Consider the following 24,857-nt stretch of genomic DNA (forward strand, 5'->3'; position numbering starts at 1 on the left):
TACTATGCTCCTAATATATCTTGAATATCTGATTTTAAAACATCTGCTTTAGGACCATATACTGCTTGAACCCCATTATCTTTAAGTATTAATCCAAGAGCTCCACATTTTTTCCATTCTTCTACTCCAGCAACTAAGTCCCTATTCTTAACAGTAACTCTTAAACGTGTCATACACGCATCAACATCTACTATATTTTCTGTATCACCTAATAATTTTATTATTTTTATTGGCAACTCTTTATCTGAGGCATTTGAATTATTTGAACTTGAAGCTGCAACTGCTGATGAAGCTTGTGTTTCTTCTTCCATTTCAATATAATTTCCTCTACGTCCTGGCGTTGCTATTTTGAATTTGTTAATTAAGAAATTAAATATAAAATAATTTAATAGGAAGAAAATTATTGCTGATACAAAGAAATTAACTAAATCCATTGTTAATCCAGCTCTAACTAACATAGGTGTACGAGTTAAAAGTTCAACAAATCCAAAAGCTTGTATTCTTAAGTTAATTATATCTGCTAAAGCAAATCCAATACCTGTTATAACTGCATATGCCCCATAAAGAATTGGCGATACAAACATGAACATAAATTCAATTGGTTCAGTAACTCCTGTTAAAAATACTGCAAGTCCAGCTGAAAAGAATACTGATCTATATTGTGCTTTTTTATCTTGATCAACATTTCTATACATGGCAGTTGCAACTCCTAGTAGTGATGCACTTGATAATATAACCTGACCAGCTTTAAATCTTGCTGGTGTAACTGCATTTAATAAGTTATTATATCCACTAGCATCTCCATTTCCTTTTAAATTAATTAAATCTGATATCCATGCATACCAAAGAGGATCTTGTCCTGCAATAACTTTTCCTGCATTTGCTCCTGATAATATAGTATAAGTTCCTCCTAATTCAGTATAATTTACTGGAATAGTAAGCATATGATGTAATCCAAATGGTAATAAAATACGTTCCAAACATCCATATATAAATGGAGATAATATAGGAGCTGTGTCTTTAGATTTTGCAAGCCACATACCAAAAGAATTTAAAGCAAATTGTGCAAATGGCCAAACTACTGAAAGTATTAAAGCTGTAATTACTGATCCTAATATAACAACAAAGGGTACAAATCTCTTTCCATTAAAGAAAGCTAATGCATCTGGTAACTTGTTAAAATTATAGTATTTATTATATAATACTGCACCTAAGAAACCTGAAATAATTCCAATAAATACTCCCATATTTAAAGCTGGTGCTCCAAGTACGGATATAAAATAATCCTTAACAACTAAATTACTTCCAAATAACGATGTTACAGTTGCCTTTGGATCTGCGAGCATTGCAGCATTAATTCCAAAAATAGCTCCTGTTATACGGTTTGTAAGAATAAATGCTATAATTGCAGCGAATGCTCCACCAGCACGTTCCTTAGCCCAAGAACCACCAATTGCAATTGCAAATAAAATATGTAGATTTCCGATGATTCCCCATCCAAGATCCTCTATAACTCTCGCAATCGCTTGCACAAAAGATAAATCTCCAGACATGCCTATTAATTTTCCAATACAGATCATTAATCCTGCCGCTGGCATTACTGCAACTACTACTAAAAGAGCTTTCCCAAACTTCTGCCAAAATTCAAACGATAATAACTTACTTTTTTTCTTTTCCATCCCTATTCCTCCATTTTATTAATTATTATATTATAAAAACATTTTCAAAAATTTTTAAAAACATTTTTATAAAAATCACATTCAAAACTATTTATTTACATTTTTCATATAAGCCACCCATTTCTTTTGCAATCGCTTGCATAAAGAAAAATATTTTGTCTAGCATAAAACTAGACTAGCTTTAATATTATTATAAGTTTTAACTATTTAAATTATATCACCCTTTTAAAATTTTATAAAGCTTACTGTAAACATTTTAATATCATTTTGTTTTAAATTTGTAAGTTTATACAAAAGAATTGTACTTTAATAACCAAAAGCCATGCAATATAGAAAATATTCTATGTATTGCACGGCTTTCATTTATAAAAATTCTTATTTATTTGTTTTTAAGTAACCTCTTTAATTTATTTTATTTCATTTTTTAACAAATGTTATAAAAAATAGATTTACTGCTTATTATTCATACCTTAAAGCTTCAATTGGATCAAGGCTTGCTGCCTTCTTAGCTGGATAGTATCCAAAGAATACACCAATTGCCATTGAGAAAGTAAAGCTTATTAAAATTGTTGGAACTGATATTGATATAGGTGAATTCAATACCAAACTTGTTATTATACCCATTCCTATTCCAAGTACTATACCTATTGCTCCACCAATAGAACATATTATAACTGACTCAGTTATAAATTGCATTTTTATATGACTGCTTTTAGCACCAAGAGCTTTTCTAGTACCAATTTCCCTTGTTCTCTCTGTAACAGATACAAGCATTATATTCATTACTCCTATTCCACCTACAAGTAATGCTATCGCTGCAATTACAGATATCCCCATAGATATCATACCAAGTACTGATGTAATAGATTCTGCTTCGTTTTTAAGGTTAGCAACTTCAAGTTCCCAATTTTTATTATTCTTATATAACTTCTCTGTATACTTTTTTATATCTTTTACAAGCTTGTCTTGATCAGCAGTAGTGCTAGGTTTAATCATAAAATAGCCATAATTTTTATTTTTTTTATCGGCTTTTGCTGTTGTTATAGGAATATATACACTAGTTTGTATATCTTTTTCTTTTGCTGTACTGCCTCCACCTTCTAGAAATGAAGGTGGCTCATATTTATATACCCCTGCAATAATATAAGTCTCTATATTATCTCCTATATAAACTTTAATTTCTTTACCTATAGGATCGGATTTTCCTTTAAAAATATTATTAACAAGTTTATCCGAAACTACAGCAATTTTTTTCATGCCCTTAACATCTTTGTCGGAAATAAATCTTCCACTAAGCATTTTCACATTATTAACATCTTTATAACCAGCATTTACTCCTGTAGTTACTACATTCGCATATAAATAACCTTCCTTAACTTTTCCACTTCCTTGTTGAGCCGACACACTTATATTGCCAATTCTATCAGAAAATGTTTCTTCAATAGAATTTATTTGCTCTAAAGTCATAAGGTCACTATCTTCTGGTTCCTTATTTGAACGTCCTCCTTCAGAGCCTTCTTGACTTTTTTCCCTTACATAAACCTGCATATTATTGGCACCCAGTTTATCTAGTTCACCCGAAACTTTAGCAGTAATTGCACTTCCAATAGAAACAATTCCTATAACAGATGATATTCCTATTATAATTCCAAGCATAGTTAGGAGCGAACGCATTTTACTTGATCGTATACCTGCTATTGCAAGCAATATATTTTCTTTTATAAACATATTTCTTCACCATTTGGAAATTTTCTAACGTACTTTTTATTATATTCTTCTGAAACTATATTTCCATCCTTTAACGTTATAATTCGCTCAGTTTCCTCTGCAAGTTCTTGATTATGAGTTATAAATACTATAGTTTTTCCTTCTAATTCATGTACCTTATGAAATAAATCCATAACTAGTCTCCCTGTTGAAGAATCAAGTGCTCCTGTTGGCTCATCTGCCAATATTATGCTTGGCTCATTTGCAAGGGCACGTGCAATTGCAACTCTTTGCTTCTGTCCACCAGATAACTCATTTGGAACATGGGTCATTCTATCTTCCATACCAACTAGCTTTAATAGATTCTCAGCCCTCTCTAACCTTTCTTTTCTTCCCATTCCTGCATAAAGCATTGGTAATTCAACATTTTTTAATGCAGTACTCCTAGGTATTAAATTAAAGGTTTGAAATACAAAACCTATTTTCTTATTACGTATTTCTGATAATCCATTATCAGATACTTCTTCAACATTAGAATCATCTAACACATAAGTTCCTGAGGTCTGCCTGTCAAGAGCTCCTATAATATTCATCAAAGTACTTTTTCCAGAACCTGAAGCCCCAACTATAGATACGAACTCACCTTCTTTTATTGTTATGTCAATATTCTTCAATATATTTAATTGATTGGGAGTTCCTATATAAAAGCTTTTAACGATATTTTTCATCTCTATTATATTTCGATTCAAAAAACTCACCCCTCATTTATTTGAATTTTATCTCCAACTTTATGAATTGAAGGATCATCAATTACAATTATTCCATCTGTAATTCCTTCACCTGAAATCTCTATATTAAAGTCAGATTCTACTCCTATTTCTACTGGTAATTCCTTAATTATATATTCATTTGGCTTTTCACCACTTTTTTCTGCTATATATATGCTTTTGCCATTTCCATTTTCAACTATGGAATCTGATGAAACTGTGTAAATATCTGATTTCTCATTTAAAATAACATTTATTCTTGCACTCATTCCTGACTTTACATTTTCATTTATATCATTAATTTTAATTTTTGTTTCGAAACCAGCATCACTACTGCTTGTTGATTGGCTATCAGTTTTAATTTGAGAAGCTCCTCCCTTTTTAGCAGATGGACTAATGCTTACAATTTCACCAGCAATAGCTGTATCTCCTGTTGCATCTGTTTTTATTTCTGCTCTTTGTCCAACTTTAACATTAGCTATATCTACTTCTTTAATTGATGTTTTTATTTCCATATCATCTAAATTTTCGATTTCAAATAAAGTTCCTGTTCCAGCATTTCCTACAACTGCATTTACAACTGTAATTGTTCCATCAACGGGTGCTTTAATTTCACATTTCTCTAATTCATTTTGTTGCTTTTCAAGAGCTATTCTTTGGCTTTTATTATTATAATTTGTTTCAGCTGTTTCATAGCTGCTTTTTGCTAAATCTACGTCTTGTTCTGCTTTAAGCTTTGCATTTTCTATTGCTACAGTTGCTTTATCATAGTCTGATAAAGCATTAGAATAGTCTATTTCACTTTTATTTAAGTCATTCTTTGTAATTGCATCTGTATCATATAAGGCTTTGTTATTTTCATATGTTCTTTTCTTATCATCTAAATTAATTTTTGCTGATTTTAAAGTTTCTTCTGCATTTCTAATTTCGGAATTTAAGTTATTATTATATAAATATGAAGCATTATCATATGCTTTCTTTTTACTTTCAAGCTCTGATTTTGCATTAGCTTCTGCTGCTACTGTAGTTGCTTCTGATTGCTTAACATCTTTTTCTAAGGTTCCTGAATCTAATATTGCAAGTACATCTCCAGCCTTAACCTTATCTCCAACATGAACCTTAACTTCTTTAACTGGATTACTTAAAGTGCTATACACATTAGTTGAATCCTTGCTGTTTATATCACCTAAAACATTAATGCTATTAACTATTTTTCCTTTTGATAAAACTGTATGTTTCACTGGTAATGATGGTTTAGGCATAATTAATTTAGCAATTATAAATGCTACAACTATTACAAATATTGTACTAAATATAATCACTTTTTTACTTGGTTTCTTTTTTAATTTAAAACCTATACCTTTAGGTTTTAATTTTTTAATTTCTAGTTTTGGCATTTTAAAACTTATCCCCACTCTTAATAACCTTCTTTCATTTATATGTAATACAATTAATTATTATAAATATAATGTTCCTCACATTATTATTTCAACACCAGATACCTCACAAATCTGTATTATTTTCTATAATAATGTTTATATATATAATTTTCCCTAACATCTTTAGTATATCATCACTAACCTAACATTCCTCTTAATAAAACATTAATTTTTCCTTAAATGATACTAATATATTGTGTTAACAATTAAAGGCTAAATACCTTCGAGATTTCTTACAATTTAAATTTCAACATATATAATTTCTCCAACTAATTTCTACTATAAAAATATGAAGCTAAGATACGCATTTTTCCTTAATTATAGGTTAGACTAATTTTAATTAATCTTATATTGATAATCCTTACATTAATCTTTCATTTTTGTAATATTACTTATTTCATTATTCAATAAGCAATGTAACTTAAGTATACTTTAAGTAAAAAAGGAGTATAGCTCTTGATTAAAATTTAATCAAGAGCTATACTCCTTTTTTAATACATTACTTCTTTACCACAAATTCTTCATAATCTCCTACTGCATGTGGCATAGGTATTCCAATAATTATATTATCACTTTTTCTATAATTAAGTGCTTTTGGAAATTGTATCTTCCCATTACTTTCATAAAAATCATCATTTACAAGTATATCTTTAAGAGTAGAATCATCTATGTTTAAAAGATACTCTGTTTGTGCCTTTGCTAAATCTAAAGTCTCAGCAATGTTTAAAAATTCATTTGGATTTCTTAATTTATTAAAGATTTCATTTACATTTTACTTCTTCTTATTCTATAGCAAAAAACTCGTCCTTAATCTTTCCCTTTAAAGTTGGTGACAATTCATTTAAGGTTTTTAATATATTGGCTTTATTATCCCCAACTGCTAAAGTTGGAATATAATCATTTTTATCATTCCTAGAAGAAATCATTGCAGGAAGTATTTTATATTGAAAACTCTTGAATTTATTATCTTCTATATTCGCCTTAGCTTGAAGTATAAAGGTTCTTTTATCTGGTGGATTTGAATTTCCTCCAAAGCAAAAATTTCCCATAGAATATACTATAAGTTTCCCCTTATAACTTTCCATGCTTTGAATTACGTGAGGATGTGAGCCTATAACTGCCTCTGCACCATTATCAATACAAAATCTAGCTAAATTCTGCTGAACATCATAGGGTTCATAAGAACGTTCTATTCCCCAATGAAAATATGGAATAATAACTTCTGCACCCTCTTTTCGGAGCTGACTAATATCAGTACTTATTTTTGTTTTTAAAGCATTAGAATATTCCCAACCTGTATATCCTAAAAATCCAAACTTAACACCTTGTATATCACGTAAAATCTTATAACCTTCTCCACATATATCAACATTATTTTCTTTTAGCACATTAATTGTGTCTGTAATCCCTTGTTTACCATAATCATAAATATGATTGTTGGCTATAGTAACGCCTTCAATAGAACCTTTTGTTAGAATATTTACATATTCTTTAGGACCTTTAAAATTGTAAAATACCTCTCCATCCTTAGGTGCTTTTTCATTAGAATCTGTAAAGGTTGTTTCTAAATTTACTAAAGTATAATCATCGCTGCTAAATATGTTAGATACATTTTGCATAAAATAAGAATAATTTTTACCGCTATTTATAAATGCAGCTGGTAGGCTGCTATCATATGCAAACTTTGTATCTGTACCTAACGTAAAATCTCCTGCAAAAGAAATTAAAACTGTTTTTTTCACTGGTTCTTCTGGTTTTTTTACTTCTTTTGCTGTATTCTCTTCTTGTTTGCCTAATTCTGTCGTCTCTTTAGCTGTATATTCGTCTTCACTATTGGTTTTCGCCTTTTTGTTAATTGAACTATTTGTGCTCTTTAAATAAAATGCCAATCCGCCTACTATTAGTATACTTATAATAAGTAAAACTGCACTTTTCAAATATGCATATTTTCTTCCGTGCCTGCTTCTAGAACTTCTTTTATTCATATACAGCCCCCAATTTTGAGTTATCTTTATACAAATATTAACACATTCTAAGCTTCTCTACTACAATTATAATCCGACTTTATTAGATCCGATATACATTAATAACCTCTTTAAGCTCTCCAGCTAATGCAGTTTGTTGTCTTATTGCTTCTACAATAGTTTGAACTTGGCTTGTAGCTTTTTTTACATTTTCTTGTATATCTTGTGATTTACTTGAAGTCTCAACTGCATTTAAACTTACACTATTAATTCCCTCTGTTATTTGACTAATAATATTCTCAATTATCTTACTTCTATTTTTTATTTCTTCCGACATACTTGTAATTAGCTTAGAGTCCTTTTCATAGCTTGTTGCTGTTTCAATTAGAAGTTCATAATCCCCATCAACATCTTTTTCTATAAAACCTAATAAGTCTTTACTATGCTCACTTAAATTACCAAATGCCCCATGCACTTCATTAATAACTTTCTTTATTTTATCAACAGCTTCTTTACTTTGTTCCGCAAGCTTCTTTACTTCGTCAGCAACTACTGCAAAACCTTTTCCTTGTTCTCCAGCTCTAGCCGCTTCTATTGCAGCATTAAGTGCTAATAAATTAGTCTGTTCTGAAACTCCTGCTATTACATCCGCCATCATTTCAATATCTTTTACTACCTTACCTCGCTCAATTGCATTGGTTATGTTATCAATTTTCTCTACATAAATTCGCCTTGCATTTTCTGCCGCTTTCTGTCCTTTTTCTTTTACTTTAATTGCCTTCTCTCTAATAATATCTGCTGATTTATTATCAGTTTCTGCGGTTTGATTTAAGCTTGAAACTGTTGTTTTTATTTCAAAGGTTGATGCATTAACTTCTTGTGAAACTGCGCTTAAATGTTCAACTTCACTAGATATAATTTCTGTAGCAGCGTTAACTTCTAATATTCTTCCACTAATAGATTTAACTATCTTATTAAGGTCGTCACTTGATTTTATTAATAACGTTGAGTAAGAGTATATATTTCCTACCATTGTTCTATTAGCTTTCATTGCGTCATTTAAACTATCTACAACGTCTCCTATTTCCTTATCATACTTTTTACCTTCAAGCTTAGCAGTTAAATCACCTTCTCTTAAGGAATGTGAAAGTCTGCTTAAATCTTTTAATGGATTTAATATTCTTCTAATTATTAATATTGCAAGAATTATTGTAACTATAACTCCAAAAATAGAAGCTATAATAGCAATAGTTGTAAACTTATCTATGGAGCTTTCAAGGGTTGTAATAGATGCTCTCATATTCTGTTTAGTTACTGTCTGTACTGCTGCACTGTTAATTATATCTTGAGTATTTCCAAGTTCTCTCATGATATTTTTCATTTGATATATGCAAATTTCTGCAATAGCAATCATAAAACTTAATACCATAATGTAACTTACTATTATTTTCTTTTTAAGAGTTGTTCCTACTTTATTTATTAATTCTTTTTTAACTTTCTTATTTTTCTTACTCAATTTATTTTGTACCCTCCTAACTATTTTTAATATATATGCTCCATTAATAAGCTACATAGTTTTTTTATGTAGCAAATTAATTACAACTTATATATTGCAGCTAACAATTAAGGATGTAAAATTTAAATTGCAATATATCTAGTCTTATGTTTGTAGGTTAAGCAAATTTTTTAAAGTTATCACACTTAAATGTACTTCCTTTAAATTAGTTATTAATTAATTCTATTTTTTATAAATAGATGCAAGAATTCCTAAAAACTTTCCATTTAAATTGCAATCGCTTGCATCTATAAAAAATCATAATATCTATTATTTAAGAGAATTTCTCTTTATAAGTTTAGAATCAATAATATAATGATTTATACCTACTTCACTATTTTCTAAATGATCTATTAAAATCTTTGCTGCATAATATCCAAGTTCTGCTGCATTAATATCTACAGAAGACAAAGATGGAGTTTGAAATTCATCTAATGGATTATTATTAAATCCAACTATCTCTACATTATTATGCAATTTTCTTTCCTTAAGAACTTTAATCGTTCCAAATGCTAATACATCATCCTCTACTATTATAGCTGTCGGAGTAATATTTTCTAGCAATTTAATAGTTCCTTTTATACCTTCTTTTTCATTGAACTCTTCCATCATTACAACGTTTCTATCTTGTATTAAAATACCATTAATTTCACACGCAACCTTAAAACCTTTAAATCTATCTTTTGTTACATTCCATTCTTTCTTAGCACCTAAAAAAGCAATAGTTTTATGACCTTTTTTTATAAGTTCATTTACTAAATTATATGTAGCCTGAAAATTATCATTATCTACCCATAGTAAACCATCAGATTCCTCTGGTCTTCCTATTACTACAAATGGAAATTCAGTGCGTTTAAGATATTTAATGCTTTCATCGTCTGTCCTTGCACGTAACAAACAAATACCATCAACTAAATTACTAGTTATAAAATCATTTATATACTTTAATTCCGTCTTTTCATCTTCACTAAAGGCATATGTTATATAATAACTTTTGTTTTGAGCATATCTGCTCATTCCCTTCATAGCTTGGATAAAGAATGTACTAGATATTAAATCTTGTGCTTCATTAGGCAAAACTACCCCTAGAATTCTCGTTTTATTATTGGCTAAACTTCTAGCGATTGCATTTGGCTTATATTTGAGCTTTTTTATAGCTTCCCTAACCTTCTGTTTAGTCTCTTCACTTATCTGTGAACTATCAGATATTACTCTGGATACAGTTGATGTAGAAACATTTGCTTCTTTTGCTACTTCTTTAATTGTAACCTTCATAACTCGCTCCTCTTCTATACTAATAATCATAATATTATCATATTTAAAATAACGATACAAACACTATCTGCTTAGGTTGGTTAAATAAATATGATAATACCATTTGTAGAACTCACCCAAAGGTTTATTTTACTTTAGTAGCTTATATTTGAAACATCAATCTACATTTCACCCATAATGTTATCCTTTCACTCATCACATTTATGATTATTTAAACATTCATCACAACAGCTCCTTCAAGCAATCATAATAACCCTTCCTTTTACATACGATTACTCTTTTATCTTTAACTATTTTTCAGCCTTCTCTTCTACTTCTTCAGCTTTAATTTTTTCGCATCTTCCATAATTTTCAGTTATTCTATAAATTTTTTCTGCTAACTCTTCCTTAAATGCTTCTGTTTGGGCTCTCCATCTCCAATTAGTTCCAATTGTTGATGGTAAATTAACTCTTGCCTTATTTCCTAAATTCAAGAAATCTTGCATTTGCGCTATTGCAACATCACCAACACTACTCCAAGCACCTCTAATAAAGCCCCAGTTATAACCTTCCTCTTTAGTTAAATTTAAATATTCTATTGCTTTTTTCACATGTTCCTTTGGAGCAGATGTTTCCATCCATCCTCTAACAGTATCATTATCATGAGTTCCTGTGTAAACAATAAAATTTTTCTCGTAATTGTGAGGTAAAAAAGGATTTGAACCATCTGTATCAAATGCAAAGGTTAAAATTTTCATACCAGGATAACCTGTATCATTTCTAAGTTTTATTGTTTCTGCTGTTAAGGTTCCCAAATCCTCTGCAATTATATTTACATCTCCAAGTGCATTTCTAATTGCATTAAATACCTTTATTCCAGGCCCCTTAGTCCATTCTCCATTTTCAGCAGTTTCATCACCATAAGGAATTGCCCAATATGATTCAAAACCCTTAAAATGATCTATTCTAAGTACATCGTATAAGCTAAGGCTTTGTTTTATGCGATCAACCCACCAGCTATAATCAGTTTTCTCCATATAGTTCCAATCATATATTGGATTTCCCCATAGCTGGCCTGTTGCAGCAAATATATCTGGTGGACATCCTGCTACCTTTAGTGGCTTTAATGTTTTTTTATGTAGTAAAAATGCGTCAGGGTTTGCCCAAATATCTGAACTATCTTCTGATACATAGATAGGCATGTCTCCTATTATCTCAATTCCCAAATCATTTACATATGATTTTAGCGCTTTCCATTGTTTATAAAATTCATATTGTAAGAATTCCCAATATCTAATTTCATCACTTAACATATTTTTATATTTACTTACAGCCTCTGGCTTTCTGAGTTTAATGTCTTCGTCCCAAGTTTGCCAGCTCTTTAAGTTAAATTGACCTTTTATTGCCATATATAATGCATAATCTTCAAGCCAATATGCTTCCTTTTCTTTAAATTCTTCAACATATTTAGCTTCCTTTATGTCTTTTGCTTTGTTTAACTTAAAATTTTCATATGCTTTTCTTAATACTTTTAATTTTTGTTTAAAAATTAATCCATAATCTATATCTTCTGAATCTTGTCCAAAATCGATAGAATCATAATCCTCTTTTTCTAATAAACCATCTTCTCTTAAGATATTGAAATCTATAAAATAAGGGTTTCCAGCAAATGCTGAAAAAGATTGATATGGTGAGTCTCCAAAACTAGTTGGTCCAAGGGGCAAGATCTGCCAATACTTTTGACCAGCCTTTTTTAAAAAATTACTAAATTCATAAGCTTCTTTACCAAATGTCCCTATTCCATATTTCCCAGGTAGAGAAGCAATATGCATTATAATACCACTACTTCTATTCATGTTTTCCTCCTAATTATCATTTAATCGAGATTTTTTATTTGATATTCTTTATTTATTTTACCGCCTTTAAGCAAGCGCTTGCATAAAAATCCATAATTTAATCCTTATACGTAAAAATCTTGTTAAAATCTAAGAGACTATTGTACATTTAAATTAAAATCATTTCTAGTCTAGTTTTTTAATAAAAATCTAAATTTGAAATTCCTAGTATTTATCACCATATATTAAATTTTTATTAAAAAGCCTCATTATAAAATAACAATTTAAATCTTTAAAATAGCCTCTAAATTTATTCTTTATTTTATAGAACCTTGAACAATACCTGCGATAATATGCTTTTGAACAAAGAAATAGAATATAATAATTGGAATTATAGCTAAAACTAATGCTGCCATGGCTAATTCCCATTGTTTTGAGAATGCACCAAAGAAAGTATTCATAGCTAACGGTATAGTGTTTACTTTTCCATTTACAGTTAAGAAAGGTAATAGAAAGTCATTCCATATCCATATACTATTTAAAACAGCTACTGTAACAGTTGTTGGTTTTAATAAGGGCAATAATACTTTTACATATGTCTGCCACTTACTGCATCCATCTATAGTTGCAGCCTCTTCTACTTCTTGAGGTATTCCTTTAATAAATCCATGATATAGGAATATACTCATACTAACACCAAAACCTATATACATAAAGATTAATCCATAACGTGTACCTAACATTTGAAATGGTCCAAATTGAAATTTTGCCATCCACTTTACAAGTGGTAACATTATAGCTTGGAAAGGAACAATCATACCTGAAGTGAATATATAAAATATTACCTTGCTCTTTTTTGATTGATCACGAACTAATACCCAGGCCGCCATTGAAGAAAATAGGATTATTAATGCAACTCCTCCTACTGTTACTATCATAGAATTAGTAAATGACGTTACTATATCCATTCTGTTCATGGCATCCAAGTAATTCTTATAATTCCATGCAGCTGGCAATCCTGTTGTATTTGAAAAAATTTCTCTTCTTGTTTTGAAAGAATTTATAAACATCAAATAAAAAGGTAACATATATATTAACAGTAATATCCATGAAAATGCTTCTAATAATTTTAATTTCCCAGTATAACTATCTAATGTTTTTAGTTTTTTACGTGACTTAATGTTTTCTGCATTATTTATAGTTTTACTTACCATCATTATACTTCTACCTCCTTTTTCTTGTTAAAGTATACTTGAGTTAAAGAAATGGTAGTCACAAGTATGAAGAATATAATAGCTTTAGCTTGGCCTATTCCCATGTTATTTATTAAAAATGCTTCATTGTATATGTTTAAGGCTAACATTTCTGTTGTTTTTACTGGTGTTAACGAAAAATTCAAATCAAATAATTTAAATGAATTTGCCAATGTTAAAAATAAACAGATTGTTATACCTTGTCTTACCATCGGTATTGTTATGTTCTTAAAGGTATGCCATCCATTAGCTCCATCAATGTGTGCTGCCTCTATTAAATCTGCTGGTACATTTTCAAGTGCTGCTACATATATAACCATTATATATCCAGCATATTGCCAAGTTGAAACTATAAGCATCGCAAACATTGCAGTAGTTGGTTGTTGCAATAATGATGTTGAAAGAGTTTCACTACCTAAACTTTTTCCTATTCCTGTGAATACTGAATTAAACATAAATTGCCATATAAAGCCTAAAATTAATCCTCCAATTAGATTTGGCATAAAGAAACCTGTTCTTAAAAAGCTGCTAGTCTTTAATTTTCTTGTAACCACATATGCTAATCCGAATCCAACTAAATTGATGGTTATAACACTTGCAAATGTATATAACGTAGTTATTTTTAAAGAATATATAAATTGTTCATCTTTTACTAGGTATATGTAGTTTTTTATTCCTACAAAATCATATTGTGGGTTAGCACCATTCCAATTTGTAAATGTATAATATATTCCTATTATAAAAGGAATTATTACTACCATTATTATTGCAAATAAAGCTGGTCCGACAAATATCCAAAAATCTTTATTCGATTTTAATTTCTTACTCATACACTTACTCCTTTCCTAAAATTTTAAGTGCTATCTTAAAATTTATTTTTAAAAGATTCATGAGGGGTATAAAACTCCTCATGAATAAATTTTATCCGATAGCTAACTGCCACTAATACACCAGTTTTAGAATGGTGCTAAGTGGCACTAAGTTCCTGGACATTGTACCCCTTGAGGGTATAGATTCAGATGGGTAAAAGCTACCTGAATCAAGTTTTACTTTATCTAATGCTATTTAGCTTTTGTTGCATCTTGAATTCCTTGTAACATATCTTTCTTAGCTTGTGCTCCCATATCTGTATTAATAAATTTGGAGAATAAAGGCGCTAAGCTGTTTTTGTTAAATCCATCTGGTAAGTTAGTGAATGTCCATGGAAGAGTTTTTCCTGCTTTGTTGTATTCAGTTATTGACTTATTCAATGGGTTATCACTTTCAACTGTAAAGTTTGTAAATGCTGGAATCATGTTCATATCTTTAACTAATGCCTCTTGGCCAGCTTTGCTGCTTACCATCCAATCTAAGAATTCTTTTGCTTCTTTATTAACTTTAGAATCTTTGTTAACTACCCAATACATTGGTACTCCAACAGGAATAGAACCGCTTACCTTTGGATCATCGTTAATTGGTAATGGTATAAATCCCATATCGAATTTAACGTCTAAGTTCTTTAAATCTCCAGCAACCCAATTACCTTGATGTAAGAATGCAGTTTTCGAAGTTGCTCCAAAGTTACCAACTTGAGTACTGTAATCTATAGTATCTAAATTCTTTCCACCGCCATATTTGCAAAGTAATTCAACTAAATTCATCCAATCATTAAATTGCTTATTATTAACTATATCTGCTTTTCCTGCAAGATAATTTTCAATAAATTCTTTAGGTTTTTCTTGTGTGGCTAATGCCATATTAAATGTGTGATTACCAGTAACCCAGAATTCCTTTGTTGTATATGATACAACATTATCAATTCCTAACTCAGCTTTTTTGCTATCTAATTTTTCAAACGCTGCTTTTAATTTATCAAATGTATCTATAGATTTTGGATCTATACCAGCTTTATCTAAAATTTCTTTATTATATATTAAACCATAACCTTCTGTTGCTGCTGGCATACCATATACTTTTCCGTCAATAGTTACTGAATCTAAAGTACCCTTAACAGCATTTCCAACCCATTTTTCTGAGCTTAAATCATCAATTTTATGTTTCCAAGTTTGATAATCTGCAGTACCTTGAATCATAAACACATCTGGTTCAGTTCCTTTTTGGAATTCTGCTTTTAATGATGCACCATAGTCAGCACCACCACCCACTGAAGTGATTTCAACTTTTACACCTTTTTCTTCTTCATACTTTTTAGCAAGTTGTTGCAGAGCATCGTTAATTTCAACTTTCAATTGAAATATCTTAACTGTTTTTCCTCCACTAGCTTTAGCTGAGCTATCACTGCCAGTACTGGAACTTGTCCCACAGCCTACCATCGTTCCAAGTAATAATGTAGATGCCAAAATTGCGGATAATAATTTTTTTGTTTTCATAATGAATACCCCTCCATTAAATTGATTTAAAATTATTCAAATCTTAAATATTATATTATAAACATATACTTAAAATTACTTTTAAGCAAATAATGTTAAACTTGTTATTTATTATTTCGCAACCGGTTGCGAAATTTCTGAAAAAAATTTAACCTTTTATTTTTTTCTTACTATTAGACGTTATGATAACCTTTTCTTTTCATAGTTTTAGTATATCAATTATTAAAATTTTTCACAAGTAATATTTTCCTTCATTTTGGGGCAAATTAATATGTTTTTCTTAAATTTATTACTGTTTGCTTTAATATATTCATTTTTACTAAACCGTTTGCACAAATATTTTCATTTCTCGACTAATTACTTAATTTATTTAACCCAGCATCAATCAATAATAATTTTTCCTGCCTTGTTAATTTTTTTATCTGATATTCTCTCTTCATTGCAGCTTCTTTAGTATCAAATATTTCATTATATACTAGCTTGACAGGGCCTCTGCCTTTAGTGTATTTAGCGCCTCTGCCTTTTGAATGCATATCTATTCTTTTATCTAAATTATTTGTCCACCCAGTGTAGAATGTACCATCTGAGCATTCTACTATATATACATAATTCATGCTTTCCCTCACTTTAGTAAATTAGCAATTTAAAATTTATATTGTACCTGTACAATTAATATTAAAAACTATGAATCTTCTTAATTCCTTTTATTCTTAAGCTGTTATTCCTTACTTTACTCTTTAATCCTTTAACTTTTATTCCTTAATTGCTAATTGCTAATTGTTAATTGTTAATTAGCAATTAACAATATATTTCAATAATATTAACTACTCTTTTCTTGTTATATCTACCTTACCTTCCAAGAATACTGCTCCACTTGGTAGTCTATATGTTATTAAAAGTTTGTCCCCTTCATTAGGTGCTATTACAAATCTTGCTGCACCTGCCTTAGTAAATAAATATGGAATATGTACATTTACTTCATACTTTCCTGGCTCAATTTCAAGCTCTTCTTCTTTATTAGGTTTCGCTACCAGTTCATATGATCTTGTTTCATTCTTTATACTCAGCTTTATGCTGCGAAAACGAAACTCCAATTTACTCAATTTAAAATTTACATATAATTTTGCACTCATTATTTCACCCCTTAAAATTTCCTCTATAAATAATTATATATATTTTATTAAAGTCAAGCTACCCCAAAATGAATTATAATAACATAATTCTTGGAAAGACTTAGAATTTAATTGTTTTTAATTTTTACATTTATATATTTCTCACTATCATAACTATTAAATTCTAAAGAAAAGACTCAAAAAATATATATTTATAATCCTTATAGCCCTTAACAAATGTCTCCTGCATTTAATAAAATACAATGAAAAGAAGAAGGCAAGTATTTAGTAAATCTAAACACTCGCCCTCTTCCTTATTTATAACCACTATTATAGATACTAGTCTACTTTAGCTGTATCTATCCAGCTCATCATTCCTCTTAATTCTTTACCAACTTTTTCGATTGGATGCTCTGCTTCCATTCTTCTAGTCGCATTAAAGTTTGGTCTTCCAACTTGGTTTTCTAATAACCAGTTCTTTGCAAAAGTACCATCTTGGATTTCTTTAAGAACTTTCTTCATTTCTTTCTTAGTTTCATCTGTAATGATTCTCTTACCGATTTGGTAATCTCCGTATTCAGCAGTGTCAGATACTGAATATCTCATTAAGCTTAATCCACCTTGGTAGAATAAGTCAACGATTAATTTCATTTCATGCATACATTCAAAGTAAGCATTTTCTGGTGCATATCCAGCTTCTACTAAAGTTTCAAAGCCAGCTTTGATAAGTTCTGCTGCTCCACCACAAAGTACTGCTTGTTCCCCGAATAAATCAGTTTCTGTTTCATCCTTGAACGTAGTTTCAAGAATACCAGCTCTTGCTCCACCAACTCCATTAGCATATGCTAAAGCATATTGTTTTGCTTTTCCTGATGCATCTTGATGTACAGCGATTAAACATGGTACTCCAGCGCCTTCAGTATATGTTCTTCTTACTAAGTGTCCTGGTCCCTTAGGTGCAACCATAAATACATCAACAAATGAAGGTGGTACAATTTGTGCAAAGTGTATGTTAAATCCATGAGCAAATACTAATGAATTTCCTTCTTCTAAGTTTGGAGCAATTTCTTCATTGTATATTTTTCCTTGTTTTTCATCTGGTAATAAAATCATGATGAAATCTGCTGCTTTTGATGCTTCTGCAACAGTTGCAACTTTTAATCCAGCTGCTTCTGCTTTAGCCCAAGATTTACTTCCATTGTATAAACCAACAGTAACATCTATTCCACTTTCATGAAGATTTAATGCATGAGCATGACCTTGACTACCATAACCTATTATAGCAACTTTCTTTCCTTTTAATAAATTTAAATCTGTGTCCTTTTCATAATACATTTTTGCCATCTCTAATGACCTCCTAATTATTATTAATATCTTCTTCGCTTATTATTTGATTAATTGGCGCACCAGGTGCAACCATAGGAAAAACTTTTTTATTACTGTTTATTACATAATCTATAAGAACTGGACCTTCTGTTGAAGCCAGAGCTTTTCTTAAAATATCATCTATTTCTTCTTCTTTAGTTATTCTAAATGCTTTAGCTCCAAAAGCTTCTGCAAGTTTAACATAGTCTGTTGGTCTATCTAGCGTTGTTTCAGAATATCTTTCTTCATAAAATAAGTTTTGCCATTGTCTAACCATTCCCAAACAGTTATTATTCATAACTACTTGTATTAATGGAAGTTTATTTTTAACTGCAGTAACTAATTCATTGCAATTCATTCCAAAGCTTCCATCTCCAGCAATGTTAAATACTCTTTTATCAATCATACCTGTTTGAGCACCTATTGCGGCTCCAAGTCCATATCCCATAGTTCCAAGACCACCTGAAGTTATAAAAGTTCTTGGTTTCTTAAACTTAAAGTATTGAGCAGTCCACATTTGATGTTGCCCAACTTCAGTTGATATTATAAAACTTCCATCATTTAATTGATTTAGTTTATCGAAAAATAATTCTGGAGTTATCTCACAGTTTGATGGCATTTTTTTTTCTTCTTTTAGATTATTAATTGTGTTTAGCCATTCTTCATTTTTCTTTTCTTCAATTAATGGTATTAATTTATCTAAGGCTAACTTTAAATCTCCAACAACGCAAGTATCAACTTTTATATTTTTATTTATTTCTGCTGGATCTACATCTATTTGTAATACCTTTGCATTCTTAATATGATTTTGATGACTTATAACTCTATCACTAAATCTAGCTCCAAGTGTTATTAATAAATCGCATTTAGTTGCAGCGATATTTGATGCTTTTGTTCCATGCATTCCTATCATTCCAGTATATAGTTCATGGTCATTTGGAAACTCTGCCATACACATAAGTGATGTTGATACAGGTGCACCTATCTTTTCTGCAAAACTTATTAATTCTTGTGTTGCTTCGGAAATGCCAACACCTCCACCTGCATATATAAGTGGTTTCTTACTTTGATTTATTAATTCTACTGCTTCTTTCACAGATTTTTCTGTAATATGCTCTGATTTCCTAATAACTTCTTTAGGTATTAATTTTGTATACTGAGTTTTATCTGCAGTAATGTCCTTAGGAATATCTATTAATACAGGACCTGGTCTACCTTCTTGTGCTATATAAAAAGCATCTCTAATTATGTCTTGAAGATCCTTAACATCTTTTACAATATAATTATGTTTTGTTATAGGCATTGTAATTCCAGTTATATCAACTTCTTGAAAGCTATCCTTTCCTAGTAGTGGTTTAGCCACATTTCCTGTAATAGCCACCATAGGAATTGAATCCATGTATGCCGTAGCAATACCTGTTACTAGATTAGTAGCACCTGGTCCTGAAGTTGCAAGACAAACTCCCACTTTTCCAGTTGCTCTTGCATATCCATCAGCTGCATGAGCTGCCCCTTGTTCATGACAGGTTAAAACATGGTGAACTTTATCCTTATATTTATATAATTCATCATATATATTTAATACAGCCCCCCCTGGATATCCAAATATAGTCTCTACACCTTCATCAAGCAGTGACTTTATTAAGATTTCAGCCCCTGTTAATAACATTTTATTCACTCCTTTGCTTATAAAATGGTTTTTACAATTAACATCTAATAGAGCAAACTACCCTTATTGTAATTTCTCTATAAAACTATGACCTGTTAATTATTTTATTGCTTGTAATTTTTGACAAACTAGACTTCCCATTTCAACTGTTCCAACTTTTTTCTTACCTTCTGTCATTATATCTCCAGTTCTATAACCATCTTCAAGAACTGCTAATACTGCATTTTCAATTAATTTAGCTTCTTCTTCTAGTGAAAAACTGTATCTAAGCATCATTGCAGCTGAAAGAATAGTTGCTAAAGGATTAGCAATTCCTTGCCCTGCTATGTCTGGAGCACTCCCATGAATTGGTTCATACATTCCAAGTGTCCCTTCTCCAAGTGATGCTGATGGTAACATTCCAATTGATCCTGTAACCATACTAGCTTCATCTGATAATATATCTCCAAATATATTTGAAGTTACAATTACATCAAATTGATTTGGATCTTTAACTAGCTGCATTGCAGTGTTATCAACATATAAATGATTTACTTCTACTTCTGGATAATCCTTAGCCATTTCATTAACTACACTTCTCCAAAGTCTTGAACTTTCTAATATGTTAGCTTTATCAACACTTGTAAGTTTCTTATTTCTCTTCATTGCCGTTTCAAATCCGATTTTAGCAATTCTAGTTATTTCATTTACATTATATCTTTCAGTATCATAAGCGCTCTTTACACCATCAACTTCTTCTAGGCCTCTTTGGCCAAAATATATACCACCTGTTAATTCTCTTACTATACAGATATCTATTCCATCTTTAACTATGCTGTCTTTAAGTGGTGATTCATTTTTTAGTGGAGCATATAATACAGCAGGTCTTAAATTACAATAAAGATTTAATGCCCCTCTTAAACCTAATAACGCTTGCTCTGGTCTTATTTTAGCAGTAGGATCATCCCATTTAGGACCTCCAACAGCTCCAAGTAAAACAGCATCACTATTTTTACATGCTTCTAAAGTTGCTTCTGGAAGTGGTGTTCCTTCTCTATCTATAGCACATCCACCTGCTAATACATATTCATACTCAAATCTATGTCCAAACTTATCCCCAATAACTTTTAAAACTTTTACTGTTTCGTCTATAACCTCTGGACCTATTCCGTCTCCTGGTATTACAGCTATATTACATTTCATTATAAAAATCCCCCTCTTTAACTCAGTTAAGAACTAAGAGTTAAGAGTTAAGAGTTGTGATGTTTTATTCACAATTATTAACTAGTAACTATTAAACTCTATTTAATTATTTTCTTATTACTCATTTATTTAACATTTGTTCACATTACTTCATATAATCAAATAATAATTTAATTACTAAAACATAATTCTTAATTAATATTAAATTATTCTATTTGCATTAGATTCATATGAAATAAGTTATATCTTTACCTAATATTATCTCTTTCTCGAGTAATTATATCAAGAAAATTCACACAATTCTGTTATTATTTTTTATTACTTATTGCTTCCTATATATCCAATTAATCCATCATTATCTATGATCTTTTGCATAAATTCTGGGAATGGTTCACCTTTATATTCTTGATTCTTAGTTAGATTTTTAATAACACCTGTCGAGAAATCAACTTCTAATTCGTTACCTGCATCTATATTCTTTACAGCTTCATCACATTCTAAAATTGGTAATCCAATATTAATTGAATTTCTATAGAATATTCTTGCAAAAGTTGATGCTATAACACAACTGATTCCAGCTGTCTTAATTGCAAGTGGCGCATGTTCTCTTGAAGAACCACAGCCAAAGTTTTTGTTAGCAACAATTATATCACCATCTTTTACATTCTTTACAAAGTCTAAATCTATATCCTCCATACAGTGTGCAGCAAGTTCTTTAGCATCTGATGTGTTTAAATATCTCGCTGGGATTATTACATCTGTATCTACATTGTCTCCATATTTGAATACTTTACCTTTTACGCTCATTACTAAATACCTCCTAGACTAATTCTGGGCTAGTTATTTTTCCAGTTAAAGCAGATGCTGCTGCTACTGCTGGACTTGCAAGATATACTTCTGATTCAACATGTCCCATTCTTCCTACAAAGTTTCTGTTTGTTGTTGATACGCATCTTTCATCTTTCGCTAAGATTCCCATATGTCCACCTAAACATGGCCCACAAGTTGGTGTGGAGAATACTGCTCCAGCTTCAACTAAATCTTTTATTATTCCCTCTTCTAAGGCTTGTAAGTAGATTTTTTGAGTTCCAGGAATAACTATACATCTGATACCTTTTTTAACTTTCTTTCCTTTCAATATATCTCTAGCTATTCTTAAATCTGAAATTCTACCATTAGTACATGATCCGATTACAACTTGATCAACAGCCAATTCTCCTGTATTATCAATTGTTCTTGTGTTATCTGGTAAATGAGGGAATGAAACTGTTGGTCTTAATGTACTTAAGTCAATTTCAAACACTTCATCATATTCTGCATCTGCATCAGCTTCATAAGTTTTCCACTCTCTAGCTGCATGAGCTTTTAAATATTCAACTGTTTTATCATCAACTGGGAAAATTCCATTCTTTCCACCAGCTTCTATTGCCATATTTGCCATTGTAAATCTATCGTCCATTGAAAGGTATTGTAATCCATCTCCTACAAATTCCATTGATTTATATAATGCGCCGTCAACACCAATCATTCCAATTATGTGTAATATGATATCTTTTCCGCTTATCCATTTGGCAGGTTTGTTCTTAAGAACAAATTTTAAAGCTGATGGTACTTTAAACCAACATTTCCCTATAGCCATACCAGCAGCCATGTCAGTTGATCCAATACCAGTTGAAAAAGCGCCAAGTGCTCCATATGTACAAGTATGTGAGTCTGCTCCTATAACAACATCACCAGCAACGACTAATCCTTTTTCAGGAAGTAAGCAATGTTCAATTCCCATTTCTCCAACTTCAAAAAAGTTTTCTATTTCCATCTTTTGAGCAAATTCTCTAATGTATTTAACTTGCTCAGCTGCTTTTATATCCTTATTCGGAGTAAAGTGATCTGGAACAATTGCAATTTGGCTTTTGCTAAATACTTTATCTGTTCCAAATTTCTTAAATTCATTTACAGCCACTGGAGTTGTAATATCATTTCCTAATACTAAATCAAGATTTGCTTCAATTAATTGTCCAGCTTTTACAGCTTCTAAGCCTGCATGCGCTGCTAAGATTTTTTGTGTCATTGTCATTCCCATGTTTTAATCATCTCCTTAAAAATATGCTTTTACTTTTCTTTCAATATCTTTTATTAATTTATATTCTATTGAATCTACTAGTGCTATCCAGCTGGCTTGAATTACATCTCGAGATACCCCAACAGTACTCCAATTCTCAATCCCATCTGTTGATTCAATTAAAACTCTTACCTTTGCTTCTGTTGCACTTTCTGAATCTAAAACTCTAACTTTATAATCTACAAGCCTTGCTTTTTTTAGTTCTGGATAAAATACTTCAAGTGCTTTTCTAATAGCTTTGTCTAGTGCATTTACTGGTCCTTCCCCTTCTGCTGCTGTCATTTCATTTTGTCCATCAACTGTAATATTTATTACTGCTGTTGAAGAAAATTCTTCAGAGCCATAAGGTTGTTCTCCAATAATTTTAAAGTGATTTAATTTAAAGAATGGTTTGTATTTACCAATAATCTTTCTTATAACTAATTCAATAGTTCCTTCTGCTCCTTCAAATTGATAGCCTTCATATTCCAATTCTTTTAATCTATCTGTAATCTTTTGAACTGAAATATCATCTTTAGATATGTTCGGAAATATCTTTTTTATTTCTTGTAATATAGTACTTTTTCCACTAACTTCTGAAACTAAAAATCTCCTCTTATTTCCTACAATCTCTGGAGCTACATGTTCATATGATCTTGGTGCTTTAGTTACTGCATCAATGTGCATTCCACCTTTATGAGCAAACGATGAACTACCTACAAAAGGACTTTGATCTATTAATGTTATATTGCATATTTCTGCAATATATCTAGCTGATTTTGTTAAATTAACTAAGTCAATATTATTTAAAATTTCATATTCAAACTTCAGTTTCAATACCGGTATTATTGTACTTAAATTAGCATTACCACATCTTTCTCCAATTCCAATAAAGGTTCCTTGAACTTGCTTTGCCCCAGCTTCAACCGCCATAATTGAACTTGCAACTGCCATTCCCATATCATCATGACTATGAATTCCAATTTCTCCGCTTATTTCATTCTTTACAGCCTTTGTTATATCATATATATCTTGGGGTAAGGTACCTCCATTAGTATCACATAAGACTACTGCTTTTGCCCCAGCTTCTTCAGCAGCCTTTAAAGTTGACATTGCATAATCTTTATTTTCTTTGTACCCATCATAAAAATGTTCTGCATCGAAAAAAACTTCTTTTCCATTTTTACACAAATATTTAATAGTATCTTTTATCATTTCAATATTTTCATCTAATGATGTTTTTATAATATCTGTAACTTGGAAGTCCCATGACTTTCCAAAAACCACAATAACATCTGTACCTGATAATAATAAATCTTTTAAGCTTTTATCATCTTCTACCGTAACATTAGGTTTTCTAGTTGATCCAAATGCAACTAGTTTTGATGTCTTAAGTTCCACATCCTTAAGTCTCTTAAAGAATTCCATATCCTTTGGATTTGATCCAGGATTACCAGCTTCAATGTAGTCAATGTGCATCTCATCTAAAACTTTTACTATCTTGATCTTATCTTCTAATGAAAAGGAAATTCCTTGCCCCTGAGCTCCATCTCTTAATGTAGAATCAAATATCTTAACCTGATTCTGTTCCATAATATGATTATCCCCC

General features: G+C 30.5%; 19 protein-coding genes. All 19 read right to left on the reverse strand.

The window, feature by feature from the left end; all coding sequences use genetic code 11:
* Window positions 1-2 precede the first annotated feature (2 nt).
* A complete protein-coding gene (locus tag CLPUN_RS00685; RefSeq protein WP_077845467.1) occupies window positions 3-1,679 on the reverse strand; it encodes a PTS transporter subunit IIBC in 1,677 nt (558 codons plus the stop codon).
* Between the two features lie 459 nt (window positions 1,680-2,138).
* On the reverse strand, window positions 2,139-3,407 hold the full coding sequence (locus tag CLPUN_RS00690; RefSeq protein WP_077845468.1) for an ABC transporter permease: 1,269 nt from the start codon (window positions 3,405-3,407) through the stop codon (window positions 2,139-2,141).
* Window positions 3,398-4,135, reverse strand: coding sequence for an ABC transporter ATP-binding protein (locus CLPUN_RS00695; RefSeq protein ID WP_077845469.1), 738 nt, complete (start codon window positions 4,133-4,135; stop codon window positions 3,398-3,400). The genes CLPUN_RS00690 and CLPUN_RS00695 overlap by 10 nt, the downstream gene beginning before the upstream one ends.
* A gap of 5 nt (window positions 4,136-4,140) precedes the next feature.
* The gene (locus CLPUN_RS00700) at window positions 4,141-5,550 is read right to left on the reverse strand and encodes an HlyD family secretion protein (RefSeq protein ID WP_077845532.1); all 1,410 of its coding nucleotides are present in this window, start codon (window positions 5,548-5,550) and stop codon (window positions 4,141-4,143) included.
* Between the two features lie 824 nt (window positions 5,551-6,374).
* Complete coding sequence (locus tag CLPUN_RS00705; protein ID WP_077845470.1) at window positions 6,375-7,577, reverse strand: CapA family protein; 1,203 nt, start codon at window positions 7,575-7,577, stop codon at window positions 6,375-6,377.
* A gap of 82 nt (window positions 7,578-7,659) precedes the next feature.
* Window positions 7,660-9,072, reverse strand: coding sequence for a methyl-accepting chemotaxis protein (locus CLPUN_RS00710; RefSeq protein ID WP_242954007.1), 1,413 nt, complete (start codon window positions 9,070-9,072; stop codon window positions 7,660-7,662).
* 309 nt (window positions 9,073-9,381) lie between these two features.
* A complete protein-coding gene (locus CLPUN_RS00715; protein WP_077845471.1) occupies window positions 9,382-10,386 on the reverse strand; it encodes a LacI family DNA-binding transcriptional regulator in 1,005 nt (334 codons plus the stop codon).
* A 290-nt stretch (window positions 10,387-10,676) separates the two neighbouring features.
* Entirely contained in the window at window positions 10,677-12,221 is a 1,545-nt protein-coding gene (malQ, locus tag CLPUN_RS00720) for a 4-alpha-glucanotransferase (protein WP_077845472.1), read from the reverse strand.
* A gap of 296 nt (window positions 12,222-12,517) precedes the next feature.
* Window positions 12,518-13,417 carry a carbohydrate ABC transporter permease gene (locus tag CLPUN_RS00725; protein WP_077845473.1) on the reverse strand — a complete coding sequence of 300 codons (900 nt, stop codon included), beginning with the start codon at window positions 13,415-13,417 and terminating at the stop codon, window positions 12,518-12,520.
* Window positions 13,417-14,283, reverse strand: a complete 867-nt coding sequence (locus CLPUN_RS00730; protein WP_077845474.1) for a carbohydrate ABC transporter permease — start codon at window positions 14,281-14,283, stop codon at window positions 13,417-13,419. The genes CLPUN_RS00725 and CLPUN_RS00730 overlap by 1 nt, the downstream gene beginning before the upstream one ends.
* Before the next feature lie 231 nt (window positions 14,284-14,514).
* Window positions 14,515-15,822 (reverse strand): ABC transporter substrate-binding protein, encoded by a 1,308-nt coding sequence (locus CLPUN_RS00735; RefSeq protein WP_077845475.1) that lies wholly within the window; start codon window positions 15,820-15,822, stop codon window positions 14,515-14,517.
* A 353-nt stretch (window positions 15,823-16,175) separates the two neighbouring features.
* Window positions 16,176-16,436, reverse strand: a complete 261-nt coding sequence (locus CLPUN_RS00740; RefSeq protein ID WP_077845476.1) for a GIY-YIG nuclease family protein — start codon at window positions 16,434-16,436, stop codon at window positions 16,176-16,178.
* A gap of 210 nt (window positions 16,437-16,646) precedes the next feature.
* A complete protein-coding gene (locus tag CLPUN_RS00745; protein WP_077845477.1) occupies window positions 16,647-16,955 on the reverse strand; it encodes a hypothetical protein in 309 nt (102 codons plus the stop codon).
* A 318-nt stretch (window positions 16,956-17,273) separates the two neighbouring features.
* Window positions 17,274-18,278, reverse strand: a complete 1,005-nt coding sequence (gene ilvC, locus CLPUN_RS00750; protein WP_077845478.1) for a ketol-acid reductoisomerase — start codon at window positions 18,276-18,278, stop codon at window positions 17,274-17,276.
* Between the two features lie 13 nt (window positions 18,279-18,291).
* Window positions 18,292-19,968: a biosynthetic-type acetolactate synthase large subunit gene (gene ilvB, locus CLPUN_RS00755; protein ID WP_077845479.1), complete on the reverse strand. Its 1,677-nt coding sequence runs from the start codon at window positions 19,966-19,968 to the stop codon at window positions 18,292-18,294.
* A gap of 99 nt (window positions 19,969-20,067) precedes the next feature.
* Window positions 20,068-21,150: a 3-isopropylmalate dehydrogenase gene (leuB, locus tag CLPUN_RS00760; protein ID WP_077845480.1), complete on the reverse strand. Its 1,083-nt coding sequence runs from the start codon at window positions 21,148-21,150 to the stop codon at window positions 20,068-20,070.
* Between the two features lie 318 nt (window positions 21,151-21,468).
* Window positions 21,469-21,957 carry a 3-isopropylmalate dehydratase small subunit gene (leuD, locus tag CLPUN_RS00765; protein ID WP_077845481.1) on the reverse strand — a complete coding sequence of 163 codons (489 nt, stop codon included), beginning with the start codon at window positions 21,955-21,957 and terminating at the stop codon, window positions 21,469-21,471.
* A 13-nt stretch (window positions 21,958-21,970) separates the two neighbouring features.
* Window positions 21,971-23,230, reverse strand: coding sequence for a 3-isopropylmalate dehydratase large subunit (gene leuC, locus CLPUN_RS00770; RefSeq protein WP_077845482.1), 1,260 nt, complete (start codon window positions 23,228-23,230; stop codon window positions 21,971-21,973).
* Window positions 23,231-23,245: 15 nt separating this feature from the next.
* A complete protein-coding gene (gene cimA, locus CLPUN_RS00775; RefSeq protein WP_077845483.1) occupies window positions 23,246-24,841 on the reverse strand; it encodes a citramalate synthase in 1,596 nt (531 codons plus the stop codon).
* Window positions 24,842-24,857: the final 16 nt, after the last annotated feature.

This window comes from Clostridium puniceum (assembly GCF_002006345.1).
Lineage (GTDB): Bacteria > Bacillota > Clostridia > Clostridiales > Clostridiaceae > Clostridium > Clostridium puniceum.

What these genes read in the sequence shown, in the direction of transcription:
- CLPUN_RS00685 (WP_077845467.1), bottom strand. Translation starts at nt 1,679, where the DNA reads ATGGAAAAGAAAAAAAGTAAGTTATTATCGTTTGAATTTTGGCAGAAG.
- CLPUN_RS00690 (WP_077845468.1), bottom strand. Translation starts at nt 3,407, where the DNA reads ATGTTTATAAAAGAAAATATATTGCTTGCAATAGCAGGTATACGATCA.
- CLPUN_RS00700 (WP_077845532.1), bottom strand. Translation starts at nt 5,550, where the DNA reads ATGCCAAAACTAGAAATTAAAAAATTAAAACCTAAAGGTATAGGTTTT.
- CLPUN_RS00705 (WP_077845470.1), bottom strand. Translation starts at nt 7,577, where the DNA reads ATGAATAAAAGAAGTTCTAGAAGCAGGCACGGAAGAAAATATGCATAT.
- CLPUN_RS00715 (WP_077845471.1), bottom strand. Translation starts at nt 10,386, where the DNA reads ATGAAGGTTACAATTAAAGAAGTAGCAAAAGAAGCAAATGTTTCTACA.
- malQ (WP_077845472.1), bottom strand. Translation starts at nt 12,221, where the DNA reads ATGAATAGAAGTAGTGGTATTATAATGCATATTGCTTCTCTACCTGGG.
- CLPUN_RS00725 (WP_077845473.1), bottom strand. Translation starts at nt 13,417, where the DNA reads ATGATGGTAAGTAAAACTATAAATAATGCAGAAAACATTAAGTCACGT.
- CLPUN_RS00730 (WP_077845474.1), bottom strand. Translation starts at nt 14,283, where the DNA reads ATGAGTAAGAAATTAAAATCGAATAAAGATTTTTGGATATTTGTCGGA.
- CLPUN_RS00735 (WP_077845475.1), bottom strand. Translation starts at nt 15,822, where the DNA reads ATGAAAACAAAAAAATTATTATCCGCAATTTTGGCATCTACATTATTA.
- CLPUN_RS00740 (WP_077845476.1), bottom strand. Translation starts at nt 16,436, where the DNA reads ATGAATTATGTATATATAGTAGAATGCTCAGATGGTACATTCTACACT.
- CLPUN_RS00745 (WP_077845477.1), bottom strand. Translation starts at nt 16,955, where the DNA reads ATGAGTGCAAAATTATATGTAAATTTTAAATTGAGTAAATTGGAGTTT.
- ilvC (WP_077845478.1), bottom strand. Translation starts at nt 18,278, where the DNA reads ATGGCAAAAATGTATTATGAAAAGGACACAGATTTAAATTTATTAAAA.
- ilvB (WP_077845479.1), bottom strand. Translation starts at nt 19,968, where the DNA reads ATGTTATTAACAGGGGCTGAAATCTTAATAAAGTCACTGCTTGATGAA.
- leuB (WP_077845480.1), bottom strand. Translation starts at nt 21,150, where the DNA reads ATGAAATGTAATATAGCTGTAATACCAGGAGACGGAATAGGTCCAGAG.
- leuD (WP_077845481.1), bottom strand. Translation starts at nt 21,957, where the DNA reads ATGAGCGTAAAAGGTAAAGTATTCAAATATGGAGACAATGTAGATACA.
- leuC (WP_077845482.1), bottom strand. Translation starts at nt 23,230, where the DNA reads ATGGGAATGACAATGACACAAAAAATCTTAGCAGCGCATGCAGGCTTA.
- cimA (WP_077845483.1), bottom strand. Translation starts at nt 24,841, where the DNA reads ATGGAACAGAATCAGGTTAAGATATTTGATTCTACATTAAGAGATGGA.